Here is an 18,249-nt window from a genome sequence, read left to right as displayed (position 1 = left end):
GATTATTAGCTGGTTTAAAAATATTCAAAAGGGAGTAGTGACTTCATATGATTCAATGCCTCCCCTGAAGGAAAATCCTGCCCCATCCTGGATACTAAAGAGGAACTTGCCGGTTGAATCGGTTCCGACATTGTGCAGGGTTACCATCTGACCCGGACTTGCCACAATCGCCGGAATCCCGTTTACCAGTCCTTTCAGACCAGGTTCCTGGGCGATGATCCGGATGGTGATGTCAGCCGATGCAATCTGCTCATATTGATTGATATTGATGTTTGTAAGCCATCCGGATCCAAATTCCTTGTCATTTACCCAGATTGATACGTTTTCAAAGTTGAACTGGACAATTGCATTGTTTATGATAGAGATATATCCGGTGCCCCCATCGTTCAGGTCAATTCTGACCAGGTCCCCCTTCTTCAGATAGTAATCCTTTCCTCCTATTCGAATCAACATCGCAGGGCCCCTGACGGTGAAGAATAATGATCCTCCTGCATCAATACTTGCTGCTCCGGGGCCTGAAAGAAGCGTGTCCTGCCTGTCAACCGGGAGCACGGTGATCTCTTTTACCGGTGTTTCTGATGACTCATCAGGGTCACAGAAGGTCATGTCAAGGCTTGCGGTGTAGGTACCCGGGAAGGGATAGATGTGCTCAGGGTATCGTGCATTGGATGTCATCCCATCACCAAAGTTCCATGACCGGTTCTGTGCACACACCTGTGTCTGATCAGCGAACTGAACGGTCAGTGGCTGAATGCCGGTGGTCGGTTGGGCATCAAACCTGATCAGGGTCTGGTTCATGAAATCCTCCATCTGAACCGGCTGAACAGGAATCGGCTGGGACGGAACCAGGATCTCCGGGGTCATAACCGGTTCAGGTGTAGGCTCAGGGGTGGGAGTCGGTGTTGGTGTCGGCGTGGGCTCTGCTGGTGCTGAAAACAGCAGAGTTTCACCTTCCCCTTTCGTATATATTACCGCCACAGATGCCGGTTTTTCATATCCGGAGGTGTCAACCTTGAGGACCGTCCCCTGTGTCCACGGCCATGTCACGCCCCCCATCAGCATGATCTTTTCCCGTGGTATTTCAGCGCCGCCCAGCGTAAATCTTACATCCTGTTCCTGAAGCTCAGGGCCGGATTCATAATACAGGAATACGTCTTCTCCAGACTGACTTGGCGTCATGGTAACCGTCGGCGGACCAGCCGGCATCAGTATGGGCATAACAAAAAATACTCCTGCAAGAATGATCGCTGCTATTGCGACAATTGCAACAATAATTAACCTGATATCGATCTCTAGTTCGCGCCCGCCGGTCTCCTCCGGTTCTTCGGATTCCTCAGGTTCAGGCGCTGCTTCTTCTATACTCTCGTCAACGTAAGGCGAAGCTTCCTCTTCCGGCTCATCAAGCTCCAGGTCAAGCTGATCAGCCGTCCCCTCATCGTCGAGAAGCTCGAGCATGTCCTCTTCATCATTCATCATATACCTCCGTTCCGGATACCGGGGGCTCACATCCCACAAACAGGCCAGATATCTGTATGATCCAATTATCCAATATATTATATAAAAGATAGTGTTTGATAGTGAACCGCCCTTCAGGTGTAAAAATGGTCATGGGTTTACCATGACTTATACGTGCCGGACAAACTTGTTACAGTCACGAACCCTGATGTCATTCAGGTAATGTATCGCGGTCTCATTCTTTGGATTTATCCTGGTCGCTTCCTTGAAGAATTTTTTCGCCTCACAAAACTCTTTCAGCTGATACAGGACAAATCCTTTTGCTGCAAAAAGGTCGTCGATAGACTCTTTCTGCATGATTTCAACCGGAATATCCTTAACAAGGCCCTGGATATCGGCTAAGATCTCATTTGCTCCTTTATAATCGCCGGTGTCAATCAGGCTCTGGGCCTGATTACAGATCTTCTCGATCAAATCTGAGTGTTCGTTCTTTACCCGTTCAGGATGACTTGTCAGGGAAGGGACTTTGCCCACGTCCTTTTGTGCACTCTGTGCAGACTCTTTCTCCTTCTCTTTCTCCTTCTCTTTCTTCTGTCCGTTCTTGCTTCCGCCCTTCTGCACAATATGGCTGTAGATCCGCTCTATCTCTTTCGCATCATCCTTGTTGGTGCAGGACTCCTTCGCTTTGCTTAATATTTCAAGTGCCTCATCACCTTTCCCGATATTAAAAAGTGCAATACTCTTCAGGAACAATGACCGGTAGTCATCAGAAGACTCAAGAAGCATCTCATCAAGGCGGGTAATGGCTTCATAGTATTTACCCTGCTTAATGAGTGCCTTAATCTTCTGATGGTTCCCTGAGGGTGAAGTGGCAACCTCTGATATGATGTTGTCAGGTTCCGGGGCTGGTGCAGATGGTGCCGACTCCTGATCAGATTTTGCGCCAATCTCCTCTTCAGGCTTAACTTCTGATACGTTCTGCTTAAATGAGATGGTCGTCTCTTTCTTCGGGATTTCCATGTCCGGTTTTACCAGAACCGTGACCGGGGTGGCAGATGTACTGATATCGGTAATATGGTATGATCCCCGTTCAGCCGTGATGTCCCGGGCCGGCTCCATCATCACCTGCTGCTCACTGATGACTCCGGAACCTGATCCTCCCAGTCCTCCGATGTCCATCTCCGGGGGTAATCCGCCATGTATGTCCGGGTGGACTGCACTGACATCACCAACCGGAGAGGGAGAGGGAGGGTTCTGAACTGCTGCGAAATTTAAACGGTAGGGATCCGGTGTCTGGGGTGCTTCAGGTGGAGGGGATGAGGCAGGAGGTTTTTGTCCAACAGGGGGTGCTGCGGGCTTTGGGGAGGGAGCAGAAGTTTTCTGTGGTTCAGGAGGAGTGGATGCCTCCTTTGGCGTACTGGGGAGATTTGGCGTGCAGTATGTCGACAGATGGGTGAGCATCTCCTGGTACCGCAGGTTATCGATCTCACCTTTTGCATACCGCATAAACAGGACCGCAAGTGGCGGATTGTAGGGATATGCAGGAATGTCCCGCATGAGAACCCCAACCTTCTCCTCAAATTCAGCAGTGTCGATATCCCCTTCTGCATACCTGAGATGAATTGCCCTGAGCGGAGCACTCTGCTGATAATTGCCGATATCATTGAGAAGATGAGAGATGATCTCTTTATACTGCCCAATAGTAATCTCTCCGTTTGCGTACCGCTCTGAAGCTATCTTCAGAGAAGGAACCTGTTGGAATGAGATATTTTTCAAAAACCAGGAGAGAAATTCTTCATACTCTGCAGTATCAATTTCTCCCCGTGCATACCGCACCTGCACTATTGATAGAGGATCTTCTTCAGTCATGTGCCTCCCCACCTGTTTACCGGTATATTTTTGAACATTATAAGGTACAATGCCGCTTTATGCCAGGGCACCGGGTAAAATTTTATATGGTGGTGTAATCCCCTCTTTGTTTGTCGGAAAATACCCGGTATCTTTCCTCCTGTCGGCGCGCAATTTTTGATACACATTCTGGCATTCCGGTAAAAAGTGGTTTTGAAACATCTGCCTGAAAAGAGAAAGAGGAAATAATATCCATGTCATGCCGCACACGTTCGTATTCACTCCCTCTCTCATCTCCCGTATGAATCGGAATCCTCGTCCATTTCCTCTTTACTTTCAGCGAGTTTCACATTCTTTTCATCACTGCCCTCTGAATCATTCTCTTCTTCATCTCTCTCTTTGCGCATCCATGTAACCAGTGCTGCAATAAGTCCTGCTACGCACAGGCCGAAGAGAATCCCAAAACCGAGCAGGACAGGTGGTTCCCGCATTGTCCGCATAATGTTCGGTATCATTCCATTCGTATCCGCAGTCGGAGTCTCGTGGACCTGATCTGGTGTCGATGCCGGCTTCTCCGTTTGGACAGGCTCCGCGGTTGTCGGCTCTGGTTCCAATGTCTGGATCTGTATCTGTGTCTGGATTGGTTCCGGGGATTGGGGTGGTGTCAGGTTCATCGTCATGGTCTGTACAGGCGTTACCGGCATTGTGACCTGCAGAACACCTGATGCAGTACCAGGAGAGGAGACCGCCTGGATAAGAACCTGGTATCGTCCTTCTTTCAGTGTTCCTGCCGGGATCTCAAATGAGAACTCCCGCTCTTCTTCTGATCCCGGATACGTTGTTGTCGTTCCTGAATAGCCGGACCAGCTCCCCTCACCGCCCTTCTGGGTAGGCCCGAACCGCTCATCGGTTATCTCCACAAGGAGGCGTGAACCTGATGCAAGGTTCGTTGTCCCTGACAGGACAATCGGCATCTTTGTCGTTCCGTTCAGTGATCCTGCTGTGATGGTAATCTTCGGGTTCTGCACAAAGATTGAGTACTCGGTATAGGTATCATCAATAAACTGGCTTTGCAGGGCGGTAATCAGGGCAGCAGCGGCAGCAGGACCCTGAAGAGCCCCCGGGCCTGCAATTCTGAACACCGGAGCGCCATACCAGGGAGTTGCTCCGAGCACCATCTCACGATTCCGGTCTGGCCAGAGATCAAAGTTCCCGTTGGCCATCGGGTGCTGGATGATGACAGAATATTCACCTGGTGCCATATCACGGGTGACAGAACTGGAAAGTTCATACGAGAACCATCCTCCCCGCTCGATCTGCACCGTGTCATACCTGAAATAATTCCTGCCAAATATCCAGATGGCTACCCCAGCATCAGTCCGCCCGCCACTCGATCCGGTTATCGATAGTTCATCACCCTGTGCAACTGTCATTCTCCTGCTTGAGACCGAGATATACGGACGTTTCAGTGTTATGGGAATCGCCTGCCATGAGGTGCTTTCCAGGTGATACCGGTCACGTGGTGCAGACACGGCATATATGGTATACGTCCCGGTATCCAGGCCCAGTTCGCCGGTATAAAGCCTGTACTCCCATGTATCGCAGTCACCGGATGCCGTCGTGAAACTTCCCGGATTTCCATCAGAGACCTGCCGTCGTGGGGCATCCAGTCTGCCACCCGCTGACGGAAGGTTTGGACCGGTGATGAAGAGGTACGTCTCACACGAGCCTGTATTTGTTCCCCTGAGCATTACCTCGTCACCAATGGTAAAGGTCTCGCTCCCGGTAGTGAGGGATACGGACCCTTTGACTATCTGCACGTCTATGGTGTCTGATCGTGGATGTACTGATCCTGCAGGGCCTTCGATATGGATGGTGTATCGCCGGTCACCAGTCTCCTGTGTTGTCCTCCACTCAATCGTCCGTCGGCCGGTCCGGTCAGGCGTCACTTCTGCATAGTAATATACCCCGCCAAACGGGTATGAAGGAACGAGGTCACGAATCGTAGTGTGTTTTCCGGAGGGGCGATAGGATCCGATGATATAGGGTCCATCAGGATTATCCTGTCTCACCCCTTCCTGTGAGGTGATGATCATCGGTGGCTGGTCACCTGGAGAACCAGTTCTGCTTCCTCCCTCAATCCAAAGGATATAGGGGGATCCCGGAGATCCGGTAATCGTTACACCAAATGGATCTCCTCTCACCACGGTCTCTTCTGAGAGATGAAGTCCCGCCCGTTCGGTTCCGAGCGTAATGTCGGTGCCCCGGAGGGTATATCCGCCCTCATAGGACCTGAGATTGTCTTCCATCCGGTTCACCGCAAATTTTGGTTCTATATGATAGAGGCCTGATTCATACCCGCTCCAGCCGGTGTCCCATCCACCGCTCTCAATCGGAGGGGCATACCCGAGTTCCCCGGTTGGCATGAATGAACTGAAGACATACTGGCCACCACCGGGTGTCTTTACTCCGGCAAGCGTCCCTCCTCCGGGAGTTTTTATCTGGATCTTCACCGGCCCGTCATTGTAGGAGTAATCCGGTCTCCGGGTAATACCGGCAAGATTTGTTTCAACCTGGATGACCAGGGGCGTTCCCCGCGATACCGTGCCATATGACCGATCTCCCATCGTGTTCCGGTCCATAACCTTTAACGATATTCGCGGGTTCCTGACGATAAACGCAACCTGGCCGGGAGTTCCCCGTACCTGGTCCCACTGGTACCATGCACCGGTCCGGTCATAAAAGAGGTCAGGAATTACACTGAATCTCCCCAGATTCACCTGCATGATGTCAAGCGGCTGGTCACGACCAGGGGAAGATCCTGCCGGAAAATATGCGATGGATGTATAGGGGTACGGAACAGCATAGTGGATGTCAAGTCCCTCTTCTCCCAAATAGACCTCTCCCCCTGGAGGAACAATAACCGGACCTGCCAGAACCGGTACACTGAGAAGTATCAGAATGAGCATGAGCCACACCAGACGAGAATACATATGGCAGGCTTAGGTGCAGGAAGGGATGAACTTTCCGGGCAGGAAAAATCCAGCCGGATGCTCATATTTTCCTGAATAAAAAGAGTTTTTGACTTATGAATGAATAAGGTCCTCTTCCTTGTGCTCCCTCCCTGGTTCAGACACCCACCTGACCAGTATCTGTCCGTCTGTTTCAGGGAACACATAAAAGAGGGTAATATCAGTTCCGTCCGGTTCAATACCATATAAGAGTCCTCCTCCTTCTGATGCGAGAGCATAAATCGCCGGAAACAGACTGATTCCGTTTCTGTCAGGCCCAAGGATAGTATCTCCGGGACCTGTCGGGTCTTTGGGTTCTGCAGGGACAACCACCTGCTGGTACGGGACACCGGTCTTATCTGCATCAGTTTCTGACACAGAGGAGAGGGATCTGATGGTCGCTTCTGATATCATAGGAATTGCTGTCTGCATGCGGCGGGATGCGGTAATGATGAGCCCATCTTCTTCAGCCCTGACTTCTGATATGAGCAGTTCACCAGCAGAAGAGGCATTGTTATAGTTATTTTCATAGAGCATTCCACCCCCGTGCCTGGCAAGTGCATGTCTTGCCTGTCCATAGGGAACTGTGTTCTGATCCATGTAGGTGGCAATCTCCTCTCCAATCCAGGTCGCTGCAGCCGGGTCGGCTAGAAGGGTCCCATTCACTGCAAGGACACTCACAAATTCTGTATCGCCCGCAAACGCCCCCTGAGGATCATTGACTGCCGCGAGGAATGAGTTTTTGTTCTGATGAGCCTGAGATGCCGCCTTCTCTCCAAGAACGGTGAGACTTACATATGATGGAGGATATGATGGAGTGTCACTGACCGGTGATGCAACGATGACCGGGTTCGGAGTTTGTGCTGGGATGGATCCTACAGGCACCAGGTACGCGGTAATACGTGCATTCTCTTTGTCCCGAATAAATACGGATGTCGTATACTGCTGATATCCGGCAAGGTTCAGGACAAGGGTATGGGAACCTTCAGGGAGGGTCAGGGTTCGGGGGGTGGTTCCCCGGCTGGTCCGGTCAAGAACAATCTCTGCCCCCTCCGGATATGATTCGATCATGAGTGTACCTGATGTGATTGGGGCAAAGCTCGGCTCAAGAACCACGTATATAGTATTGTCCGAGTCCGGCCGTACCTCAATATTCCCATTCCAGGTCTCATACCCGGATCTGGTCAGGGTGACCTGATATGAGCCAATTATCAGATTATCAATGGTTTTTGGGGTGGTTCCCTGGTATACTCCGTTCAGGGTTATCTGTGCCCCGGATGGTGCTGACGTTATCCGAAGACTTTTACAGCAGGGATCAGGGCCCAGGGTTGCATGTACCGGCTTTGTCTCTCCTGCTGCCGGGTTTTCATGCAGTTCACGGCTCCATGGTTTGTATCCGCTTTTTTCGATCCTGACGGTATGGTATGGAGCACCTGTGGTGTATACTTCAACCGTCACCGGTGTATACCCTACCAGAGAGCCATCAAAGATGACCTCTGCATTTGAAGGTTCTGAGGTAATCCGGAACCATCCAACATCACCTCCGATGACTGGTGGGAAGGGATCAGGGAAGAACATATCATCAATGGGTCCGGGCATATCGTCGGGATCGAGGAATGGTTCAGGCATGCTCTCTTCTTCAGCCAGGACCTGCCACAGGGCGAGATGGATAAGAATTAACAAGAAACAGAATACGATCTGATATCGTCTGTTCATAACCGGGTTGTGCCCTGTGCAGAGATATGGTTTTCGGTCTGGTCATGGGGAAGATTACGCAATAATCATAATCCCGGCATTATTTTTCCATTTGAATCAAAATCGTATTGTTTGGCACTATTGCATGGCAAACTCTGATATACCCGGATAGTGCATTGAATACATTGCTGACATAGCAGGCAGGGGAATAATAATGAATCAGGAGCCGGATATCCAAAGGATAAAGAAAGAGATTCTGGAGCGGGCAATTGACCGGTATGAGATGAGAATTGCGGATCTGAAAAGTCAGATTGAAAATTCCGGGGTTCCTGCACCAATGTAACCCCATTATCTTCTCGTTTGATTCCGGAAAGGATCATGGAGGGCGATATGCCGAATGGCGTTCAGTTCTTATTTTCGAATCTTTTGAGTGATACCTTTCAATTTATTATCGAAGAGAGACCTGTTTTTCATATATTCTATGGCTCATCTGCATATACGAACAGCTGATCCTTCGGATCTCCCCATTCTTCTCTCCCTCTATGCTGACATGCATGATTATGATGAGCAGGCAGGTGAGGAGGAATTGTCCTATGCCTGGAAGGAGATCATGGATAATCCTGCGTTGATGCCTTTTATCCTGGAGGTGGATTTTGTTCCGGTGTCTACATGCATGTTTATTTATGTCCCGAACCTCTCCAGGGGGGCACGACCATTTGGTATAATTGAGAATGTAGTGACCGGAAAGCAGTTTCGGAATAAGGGTTATGGTACTGCATTGATCTGTCATGTGCTTGACTGTGCATGGAAGAAGAACTGTTACAAGGTTATGCTGTTATCCGGTAGAAAGAGTGAGGCAGTATTCAGGTTTTATGAGCAGGCTGGTTTTCTCCGGGGAGAAAAGGAAGGGTTTATTGTTTATCCTCCCTGATACGCAGAGACTTTTCCAAAGTATCCTGATTGTTATTCTCTTCAATCAGGTAGGTGTTGCTGATATCGGAATGGACGATTCTTATGAGTACTGGTTTCTTGCCGGTATGCTGCTCCATCAGGAGGGCAGATTATCTGAAGCAAAAGAAGCCTATGAGCAGGGCCTGGTCTGTGATCCGAATAATTCCGCTCTTCTCAACAACCTGGGAAATGTCCTGTCTGATCAGGGTAATCATACGGGGGCACTTGCCCGGTACGAGGCGGCACGGGATAGTGGAGGGGGTGATTCTGTCATCCTCGGAAATATCGGCCGGACGTTATTTCTGCTGGGGGAGTATGACAAAGCCATTGAGATGTGCCTCGAAGCAACAGCACTGGATACCCAAAATTCCATCGCCTGGTACTATGCTGCGACTGCATATTATGAACTGAACCAGTATGAAAAAGCCATCGAATATTTTCACAAGGCTCTTGCATTGAATCAGTCATTTGCCCTGGCATGGAATAACCTCGGCAATGTCCATATGCAGCGTGGTGAATATGACGAGGCGTTCAAGGTCTACAACAAAGCCTTGGATTCAGATCGGAATCTCACCCAGGCATGGTATAATCGTGGTGTTCTGCTCTTTGCAACTAAACGATATTGTGAGTCTGTCAGAGCATTTGAAGAGGTCATGCGGATAAAACCCGATGATATGGATGCCCAGGAACGCCTTCGTGTAGCAAGAGATGAGTGTGAAGCAGATGCAACCCTCCTGACCGGTTCCCTGGAATAAACCTGGGGGTCAGGTCTCACAGATTACCCGGCTGACAACTATCCGCCAGGCTCCTTCATACAGGCCGGTGGTGTTCCAGACTACTACTTTTGTCACCAGATCAGGTGACATATCGTTCTGGAATTCATATGCGCCGGTTCCACTGGTCTCATTCTTTATCCGATGAACAATTGCAGTGAGGGATGGATGCTTCTGGAAGAATGAATCTGTAAAGACGTTTTTATTGATCTGGAGTGGATCGGTATCATAGATGACGAGACCGTCCGGTTGCATGATGAATGTCTCATATCTCCTCTCCGGATCAGCCATAAGGATGGCATCTGAAAAGATCTCTTTCTCCTCGATAAGGACTGAAAGAACTCCGGTTACCGTACCGTTCACAATGACTGGGTAGCTGATGGGAGTTGCCAAAATTCCCTCAACCGTCTGGATGAGTCCTCCCATGACCGGCTTTTTCAGGGTGATTGCGTCCTGCAGATGTCCCTGGTTTGAGAGATCAGATCCGATGATCCCGGCATACTCGTCTGATGCAACGCCGGTTATGATAAGTTCATGATTCAGGAGAATGGGACTATATGTATATGGTGAAGCGTTCCTGGTCTCTGACAAAACCTTCTCTGCATGAGGGCTGTTCACCCCCTGCATTACCAGATAGTCCGCGCCTTTCCTAAGGGCGATATTGATGGTCTCAAGTTCGGCTGTCAGGGTTTGTGTGACCGCATCACAGACATTCCGGGCATCTTCAATAGTCTGTTGTTGCGATACCCTGGCTGGTGAGAATACCGGAACAACACCTCTGTTCTGCTCGTTCTCAATCACTCTCCCCTGTTCAGATTTTTCATCAAGGCACCCTGCAACACATATAAAAATGAGGAGGATAGCAAACAGTATTCGGTATAACGGCGACAGCCCGCTCATCATATACCGTTTTCGGTTCTTCATATTTGTCTTTTGTTTTCTTTGACAGGGGAAAAAAGCGGTATATTGTATTATATCCAATATTTCTCTGGTGATGCCATGATTGTCCGGTTGATCTCCCTTCTGTCAGGACTTTTCCGGGAAGCATCTTCCGTGCATGATGGTGTGTTTTTCTTGTAAAACTCCCGTTATACTGGTTCTCCTGGCTTTTAGATTTCAGTAGCGTATGCGAATAACAGAATCAATTATCCATGATAGCACACGAACTTTCGAGTCATCGACTGAGTCTGGTTCCGGTAACGGTCGCCAGTTGTACTGCAGAACTGAAAGAAAACTACGGATTATCCCTCCTGCTGGATGCAGATGTTCCAGGAGACTGGCCTCCGCCACTTGTCACCAAAGAAACCCTTCATGAATTTATCGGAATGCTCACTGATCCGTCATCCTGCCGGTTATGTGCCTGGTACTGGATTTTGAAATCGGATGGGAGAAGCAGTCGCCCGGTTCTGATTGGAAGTGGCGGGCTCTATATAAACGAGGATGGGACCTGTGAGATCGGCTATTCAGTGCTTGAGGCATTCCAGTGCCGGGGGTATGCAACCGAAGCGGTCGGCACCATCCTTGACTTTGTGTTTTCACAGGGAGATTTCGGGACGGTGTATGCGACTACTTACCCGCACCTCTATCCATCAGTCCGGGTCCTTCAAAAGAACGGGTTTATTCCGGACGGACCGGGAAAAGAGGAGGGAACGGTCAGGTTTTATATCCGAAAATAAATTACATTTTATTTTTTTCCAACGCATGATATCACAGGTTTCATATCATTTGAGATAGAGAATCGTGCATGGCATTTATTGTATGGGATGAGGTATATTCGACCGGTATTCAATCAATCGACGACCAGCATAAACATCTTATCTCACTTCTGAACCGGATGTTTGAGGCATTATTGCAAAAACGGGGTAAAGAGGAAGTATCGTATGTGATTGAGGAGATGAACCGGTACGCAGAGTACCATTTCCAGACCGAGGAATCTCTCATGGAGAGGGCAGGTTATTCTGATCTGGCCGAACACCGGATCTTTCATGATGCATTTATCTCGAAGGTGAATGATTTTTTATTTAAATACAATCAGAATGATGAAGCGCTCAGTGCAGAAGTGACCATTTTCCTCACCAACTGGCTTAATGAGCATCTCTCCACGATAGACCAGAAATATGTCCCGGCGCTGCAAAATGCGAATATTTCCTGATTTAGGTATTCCATCTCTCCTCCATCAGTATTATATTCTCAAAGGCCGTTTATTTCAGGCGCATCGTTGCGCAGGTGCACGTGAAAGAGATAATAAATGGTCATATATATGACACGAGAACCTCCATTCTGATTGGAGAACGAGAAGAACGGGGTTCATTTATGTATAAAACAGGGAATGGCGAATTTTTCATTTATCACGCATCGCCTCTGGCAAATCGCCACCCGTCATGGATAAATCCAATCAGTAAAAGTGTTGCCATTCGAAGACATTTTCGGTACTCTCATAACCAGATGGCCTTTGAACAGGCATTTTGTGAATAAGCGACGGTTGTTTTCCGGGTACTCCCCGGTTGCACCTGATTCGTCCTTCAGGCTATCCTGATCCAACTTCCTGAATAATGCCGTCAATACTGACGACAAGTCCGGTTTCATCAGCGACTGGTCTGCCACGCTCGCTCATGACCCTTATATGTCCAAACTTGTCAATAATCCGGTACTCTATCTCGTATGGCTCTCCTGTTTTGATTGACTCTTTCTTTGCCTGAATAACCCGCTGTTTGTCATCAGGAAAAATAAGTGGGATAAGAGAGCTGATCTGTCCGCTTGCAAGTTCTTTTGCGGTGTATCCGGTCACCGATTCGAGATGGTCGTTGTAAAACTCCATGTCTGAACCGGCAAGTGAGACCCTGAACACGATCCCAGGAATGTTCTGAGCCAGGGTTCTGAACTGTTTCTCACTCTTTTCAAGATTTTCCCCGGCTTCAAATCTCATGAGAGCACTTCCGATGAGCGATGATCCGATTTCTAGAGCACTAATCTCTTTTCGACTCCAGATACGCTCAGAGTTTGTTTCAAGAAACCCGACAGCACCCCAGATATCAGTTTTGGTTTTGATAGGGACGAGAAGGATTGATTTTACTCCTTCCGGTTCAAGAATCCGACGATCACTTCCCTTGAGATCTTTTACCAGACTGTAGATGGTCTTCTCTTGTACGAACACATCCTCTATGATCGATCCTTCATCGTCATTTTTCAGTCTCATTGATAAGGGAGACCGGGTCCGTCCGACAATTCCTGTTTTCGCATTCCATTCAAGTTCTGATCTGATAAGCTGGATACTGGATGAGGGTGCCTTTTCAAGAAGGCAGACACGACTGACGGATGTTGCCTCTCCAATCAAGCCGATGGTCCGAAGAGCAGCATCTTCAAAGTTTGCTGACTGGAGAATATCTGAAGCAGCCCGGCTTACCGCTTCGAAAATCGCGTTCTGTTTTCGAATCTCCAACTCCATTATCTTTCGTTCACTGATATCCCTCAGGGTCTCAATGACTCCGATGATGTCCCCGTTGAGATTATATATTGGAGCTGCCTTTATCCACAGCCAGATTCGCTGTTTTGTAACCGGATGCAGGGTCTGAACATCAACCGTGACCCGGTCTCCGTCGATATCCGGATTGTTATACCGAAAGAGGACGGTTTCATCGCGATGGAGGATATAATCTGCGAGGACCGGCCGTTTCTGATGATAAAAGGCGACTGCACAGGCATAATCTCCACATCCGATAATATCCTCCTTTTTTGTCCCGGTTAGTTCTTCCATAGCCCGGTTCCATGCCGTCACTGTTCCTTCAGTATCAAGCACGAAGACCGGGTCGGGGAGGAATTCAAGTATGTCTTCAAGACGCTGGTGTGCTTCTTTAATCGCTGCTTCAGTCTTTCTCCGTTCAGTGATATCACGGGTAATTGCGAGAACAACCGGTTTTCCCTGCAGGTAAAAGAGGTGGGCATTTACTTCAACCGGGACCAGACTCCCATCCTTGCGAACGAGATCTATCTCAAAGAACCCCTGTTCATTCTGCATGAACTTTTCAGTAACCTCATTAAAATACTCCTCCATGGATTCAGGAATGATATCAGACAGGGAAAGGGTCAGAAACTCCTGATAGGTATACCCGGTCAGCTGGCAGGTCAGGTTATTTACTTCACGAAATCGTGCATGCTTTAAGTTCTCGGTCAGTTCCATAAGGATAATGGCATCTTTTGCACCCTCAAAAAGACGGCGGTATTTTTCTTCACTCAGTGCCAGCTTGGTCTCTGCCTCAAGCCATGCGGTAATATCCCGCCAGACCGAAATATAGTCCAGAATCTCGCCGGTCTCTGAAAGCCGGGGGGTTGTGGTGGTCTCAAACCATATCCATTTCCCTTTCAGCGTCCGGAATCTGAATGATGAAGGGAGGCGGGACCAGTTCACCGTCTCGGTTTCACCACCATTCTGAAACCGGGGGAGATCTTCGGGATGAATAAATTCTGATATCGTCTTTCCCATCAGTTCCTGGGAGACATACCCGGTGAGCAGTTCACATGCAGGTGAGACATAGGATATCATTCCGTCAGGCTCCCACCTGATGATCATGTCATGAACTGATTCGGTGATAAGACGAAGATTTGACTCACTTGTACGTATTGCCTCCTGAAGGGCCTTCTTTTCAGTAATGTCCTCCCCGGTGATCACAAGCGCAGGACGTTCCTGGAAGAACGAGACGGCGGATATGGTAAACAGGTACAGCGTCTCTTTCTCTTCACGGATAATTCGTGCCTCTTCTGATCGTGTTTCACCAGGTCGGACCATCCGGATTGCTGCAACAAGGTCAGGGCCAAACAGGTCATCAAGATGTAGTGCTTCAATGCTCAGGTTGGAGATGGCTTCAATTGTTGAATGTATCATCCGTAAAAATGAATCATTTGCCCATCTAATGGAGAGATCCATGTTCAGGATGATGAGCATGTGAGGCGAAAAGTTGAGTATGGAGGATTCCGGTTGGATATCTGACAAATAGTACTTCTTCTTCTGCCCATGCTGGCGCATCTCAAGTTTTCCGGATGATACCAGGTTGTCTAAGTACCGGGCAACGGTGTGTCTGTGATGGCCGGATAAACGGGAGATATCTGATATACTCAGGGATTTTTTTCCCTTGGTAAAGGTCTCCAGGATATCCTGATTTATTTTTGAACTACCGGAATCCACGGTTTTATGTTTTTGTTAATAAGATTTATTCTTTCGGCCACCCGTTTATTTACCTATTAATCTCCATAGGGCGAATTTTGTATGCTCATGTGTGAGGCGAGGTCTTCACGCTATTGAGCCGGAGTCTGCTCTGAACGCTAAAATCACACACAGGAAAACAGGGGCCAATATATCACAATCACCGAACATGTGTTCATTCTGGTATGAATAACCCTTCCTCGATATCCCCTGTTTTTGAAAGGGCTGTTCTTTTCTGAATCGGATTAAAACCCCATGTTTTAGAGGTCCTGAATATCTGATCCAAACCGGACTGATGATTCCGGGCACCCGATCTCAAATCGTGTCCGATGGCCTTGTATCCCCGTCTCTGCAATATCCATGCCGGAGAGTGCCAGCATCTCCCTGATAAGACAGAGGGATGGATGTGACAACAGACCATGGTGAAAGGTGAATATCTTTTCCTTGTCAGTCTCTGCTATTCCCTGGTCATTGTTTTCACAGATGATGACATATCCGTTCTCTTTCACATGAAACGAGAACCGCATCTCCGTTGGCTTCTCATCTCCATCCTGAAGGGCAACGATGAGATCTGAGAGGACGTGTTCAAAGCAGGGATCGGCATAAATCTCAATGTCTTCAGGAATGAGATTTTCATACCTGATTGACTGCCTGCGCACCCGGTCAATCGTATTATTAATACTGTTTCTGATACCCAGCCATGTCCGGGGCATTGTTCCTGTTCTGATATACTGCCGGATATTTTTCAGGGCGATCATACCGGCATGCAGGTGCGAAGAAGCAGTACTGATCCCCTCTCCTACATCCGGTAATGATGCCTGTACTGAAAGAATCTCGTCTGCCGGCTGCACCCGAATCTGATATATCTGTTTGAGCGCCTCTGAGAGAATCTCGATCTTTTCATGTGCGGCAGCCAGTGCGGTCTCGAGCCTGCCTCGTTCAAGATTTTTCAGATGAAGTGACTCATTTGTCTGCTCAAGATCTTCAATCAGTTTCTGCAGCTGTGCGTTCGTATAATGGAGCCGTTCATGGGCTACCTGCAGTTCGCTGTTATTCTTGACCGCGGTTTCATAGGTTGAAAGAAGAATGTTCAGGATCTGCATCCGGCTTGATGCGATGGTATGTACTTCACTGGAGAATACCACATCAAGCGGCTGGACAGGCTCTTGTGTGCCTGGATGATTCTTTGCCTGCATGATGCCCGTTATCCGGGAGAAGATATACTCAGGATCATAGGGTTTAATGATGAAGTTATCAGCACCGGCTTCAAGACCCTTGATCACATCCACCGGGCTGTACAGATGCGTCACCAGGATGACAGGGATGTCGTGAAACTTTTCATGCTGTTTTACCGTTTTACACAGGGTATACCCGTCCATATCAGGCATCATCACATCAGTAAGGATGATATCCGGTCTCTTCTCTTCAATTCTCTCCAAAGCTTCAAAACCGTTCTGTGATACCGTAACCTGATGTCCCCGTTTTTCAAGGAGATGGCGGAGATATTCTGCCTGAGTCCGGTTATCCTCAACGATCAGGATGTGTAGTGAGGTGTCAGGATTTGATTTCATAGACGAGCATATCCTACATGCCTTTTAAAAACATCATGCTGTGTATACAGATGAAGATGATGATTTGAATCCAGGGCACAAAAAATGATATACTATGAATAATCGGGAAAAGGCTTGATAATAAACATGTAAGAGAAATAGAGGGTATTTCTCATGGTATGTGATAGGTGAGGAATCAGAAAGATTGGTATAGGGTTAGTATGGGGTCGGGACTGCACCGGTGTGGTAGTAATCTGCCTCGGAACGTCCTTCAAAGCCACCGACGCTTTTTACCTGAAGATTGTTTGCCTTTGCCTCAGCGATGAGGTTCTTTGATTCCTTGCTGATTCCGTTTGAGAGGACAAGCAGGTGGGTCGCGTATTCTGCCATCTCTGAATCACGGATAAAGGTGGCTGCATTGATATAGCTCTGGAAATCCGGGGCAAATTCCCTGAACGTAATGCCATGTTCCAGTGCATATTCTTTCGTGAACATATCAACTCCACCGGATCCTCCGGATACAATCTCATCAACTCCACCGATCTCCGAGATGTACTTGTTGATTTCTGCATATACGAGGTCTTTTCTTTCGCAGGTCCGAAGTCCTGTCACGATGAGTTTCTTCATGGTCATTCTCTCCTTATGGTTCGTGTGTCATCAGCACCATGATGTCACTTGTGAACAAACATCCTTGCATTTGACGTTAAAAATAGATATTTTTTCAGGAGTCCTTATGGCATACTTTTATAAATTATAAAGTAGCATTTATCCTTATCTGCTTAACTGACATGGCTGAAGGATAAAATTATTGTTTATAACAGAGTATCCAACCGGAAGGTGATTATGGGGGGGCTGGTCATATCTTCCGGTCAGGAGAAGCCAATACATGACATATCTCATCAGCATGGGGTTGTAACTGCTCTTTTGAAAGGAAGGTAAAGAAAGATAGGAGGATGGGGACGATATAGTGCTGCCTGTTTTCAAGGTCCGGGCTTGTGATGAGAAGATCGGTAAGAGATCGCGATATATCTGCCCCTGTCCATTCCATGGGAGGAATCCCGCATCCAATAACCAGGTATTTTATAAGTGTGCTGATAACTGGTGCACAATGCCGGTAGGAATCCGGATCCAGGGATGCGAGCTCCCTGGAGTCAGAGAAAGGGAACAGCCATTCGTATAAGACGTGCGTTAAGGAGCGTATGGTCTGTTCATCTTTTCCTGGAACCTGGTTTTGAATGAATCGGTAGATAAAGGTGGACATGGCATCATCCCGGGAACTATCAACGCCGGCGGCGAGCGCAAGGAAGATGAATGCTTTTCTCGGTCCCCAATACTGTGATTCATCCATCCGGCAATAATACTGAGTGGTCAGAGCCGGCATATGGTCCGGAAGATCTTCTTCTCCTATCATCTGGTTATCTGATGCACAGTATGCAAAAAAACGGGACAAAATGATCGGGACCGCCAGAATATACTCCTCGCAATGGATGAGCGACCTGGGATAGTGAATGAGCAATGTCCTTTCAACTCCATCCTTTGTCCAGTTGCCCGGTGTCTGATCCTGATACAACCACATATAATAAGAGAAATCATCAATGATCTCTGTTGAGAGGGACTGCTCTTCTGGTGATAATTCAGAAAATTCGTAACCTGCCTGAAAGCCCTTCAGATATTTCAGAAGCGGGTGAGGTTTTTCATCCGTCGTCTGTGGGGAGATATCTTCAGGCAAAAAAGCATCCATGTCAGAAATGATGAGCTTTTGAAGAATA

At 48.2% G+C, this 18,249-nt stretch carries 15 protein-coding genes; 6 read left to right on the top strand and 9 right to left on the bottom strand.

What is annotated here, in order from left to right:
• Positions 1-24 precede the first annotated feature (24 nt).
• The 4 genes from MHUN_RS14410 to MHUN_RS14390 all read right to left on the bottom strand — a co-directional run bounded on the left by MHUN_RS14410 (position 25) and on the right by MHUN_RS14390 (position 8,030).
• On the bottom strand, positions 25-1,476 hold the full coding sequence (locus MHUN_RS14410; protein ID WP_048067583.1) for a PKD domain-containing protein: 1,452 nt from the start codon (positions 1,474-1,476) through the stop codon (positions 25-27).
• A gap of 147 nt (positions 1,477-1,623) precedes the next feature.
• Complete coding sequence (locus MHUN_RS14405) at positions 1,624-3,324, bottom strand: tetratricopeptide repeat protein (RefSeq protein ID WP_011449711.1); 1,701 nt, start codon at positions 3,322-3,324, stop codon at positions 1,624-1,626.
• 269 nt (positions 3,325-3,593) lie between these two features.
• A complete protein-coding gene (locus tag MHUN_RS17820) occupies positions 3,594-6,296 on the bottom strand; it encodes a DUF3821 domain-containing protein (protein WP_052288902.1) in 2,703 nt (900 codons plus the stop codon).
• 93 nt (positions 6,297-6,389) lie between these two features.
• The gene (locus tag MHUN_RS14390; protein WP_011449709.1) at positions 6,390-8,030 is read right to left on the bottom strand and encodes a PEGA domain-containing protein; all 1,641 of its coding nucleotides are present in this window, start codon (positions 8,028-8,030) and stop codon (positions 6,390-6,392) included.
• Positions 8,031-8,223: 193 nt separating this feature from the next.
• On the opposite strand from MHUN_RS14390, the gene MHUN_RS19810 reads away from it, so the two are divergent.
• The 3 genes from MHUN_RS19810 to MHUN_RS14380 all read left to right on the top strand — a co-directional run bounded on the left by MHUN_RS19810 (position 8,224) and on the right by MHUN_RS14380 (position 9,715).
• Positions 8,224-8,352 carry a hypothetical protein gene (locus MHUN_RS19810; protein WP_275039190.1) on the top strand — a complete coding sequence of 43 codons (129 nt, stop codon included), beginning with the start codon at positions 8,224-8,226 and terminating at the stop codon, positions 8,350-8,352.
• A 138-nt stretch (positions 8,353-8,490) separates the two neighbouring features.
• The gene (locus MHUN_RS14385) at positions 8,491-8,940 is read left to right on the top strand and encodes a GNAT family N-acetyltransferase (RefSeq protein ID WP_011449707.1); all 450 of its coding nucleotides are present in this window, start codon (positions 8,491-8,493) and stop codon (positions 8,938-8,940) included.
• Positions 8,882-9,715 (top strand): tetratricopeptide repeat protein, encoded by an 834-nt coding sequence (locus tag MHUN_RS14380; RefSeq protein ID WP_083758480.1) that lies wholly within the window; start codon positions 8,882-8,884, stop codon positions 9,713-9,715. Before MHUN_RS14385 ends, MHUN_RS14380 begins: the two co-directional genes overlap by 59 nt.
• Before the next feature lie 9 nt (positions 9,716-9,724).
• Here MHUN_RS14380 and MHUN_RS14375 read toward each other — a convergent pair whose 3' ends face one another.
• Positions 9,725-10,657, bottom strand: coding sequence for a cache domain-containing protein (locus MHUN_RS14375; protein ID WP_011449705.1), 933 nt, complete (start codon positions 10,655-10,657; stop codon positions 9,725-9,727).
• 227 nt (positions 10,658-10,884) lie between these two features.
• Between MHUN_RS14375 and MHUN_RS14370 the strand changes: the two genes are divergently transcribed.
• The 3 genes from MHUN_RS14370 (at position 10,885) to MHUN_RS14360 (ending at position 12,208) form a co-directional block, all read left to right on the top strand.
• Positions 10,885-11,409 carry a GNAT family N-acetyltransferase gene (locus tag MHUN_RS14370; protein WP_011449704.1) on the top strand — a complete coding sequence of 175 codons (525 nt, stop codon included), beginning with the start codon at positions 10,885-10,887 and terminating at the stop codon, positions 11,407-11,409.
• Between the two features lie 68 nt (positions 11,410-11,477).
• Entirely contained in the window at positions 11,478-11,885 is a 408-nt protein-coding gene (locus MHUN_RS14365; protein ID WP_011449703.1) for a bacteriohemerythrin, read from the top strand.
• A gap of 80 nt (positions 11,886-11,965) precedes the next feature.
• Complete coding sequence (locus MHUN_RS14360) at positions 11,966-12,208, top strand: hypothetical protein (RefSeq protein WP_048067580.1); 243 nt, start codon at positions 11,966-11,968, stop codon at positions 12,206-12,208.
• 52 nt (positions 12,209-12,260) lie between these two features.
• Here MHUN_RS14360 and MHUN_RS14355 read toward each other — a convergent pair whose 3' ends face one another.
• The 4 genes from MHUN_RS14355 to MHUN_RS14340 form a co-directional block, all read right to left on the bottom strand.
• Positions 12,261-14,912 carry a PAS domain S-box protein gene (locus tag MHUN_RS14355; protein WP_011449701.1) on the bottom strand — a complete coding sequence of 884 codons (2,652 nt, stop codon included), beginning with the start codon at positions 14,910-14,912 and terminating at the stop codon, positions 12,261-12,263.
• Positions 14,913-15,190: 278 nt separating this feature from the next.
• Entirely contained in the window at positions 15,191-16,501 is a 1,311-nt protein-coding gene (locus MHUN_RS14350; protein ID WP_011449700.1) for a response regulator, read from the bottom strand.
• A gap of 195 nt (positions 16,502-16,696) precedes the next feature.
• On the bottom strand, positions 16,697-17,107 hold the full coding sequence (locus MHUN_RS14345) for a DUF2493 domain-containing protein (RefSeq protein WP_011449699.1): 411 nt from the start codon (positions 17,105-17,107) through the stop codon (positions 16,697-16,699).
• Between the two features lie 229 nt (positions 17,108-17,336).
• On the bottom strand, positions 17,337-18,221 hold the full coding sequence (locus tag MHUN_RS14340; RefSeq protein ID WP_011449698.1) for a hypothetical protein: 885 nt from the start codon (positions 18,219-18,221) through the stop codon (positions 17,337-17,339).
• Positions 18,222-18,249 lie beyond the last annotated feature (28 nt).

This window comes from Methanospirillum hungatei JF-1 (assembly GCF_000013445.1).
Classification (GTDB): Archaea; Halobacteriota; Methanomicrobia; order Methanomicrobiales; family Methanospirillaceae; genus Methanospirillum; species Methanospirillum hungatei.
This window is presented reverse-complemented; position numbering and strand designations above follow the sequence as displayed.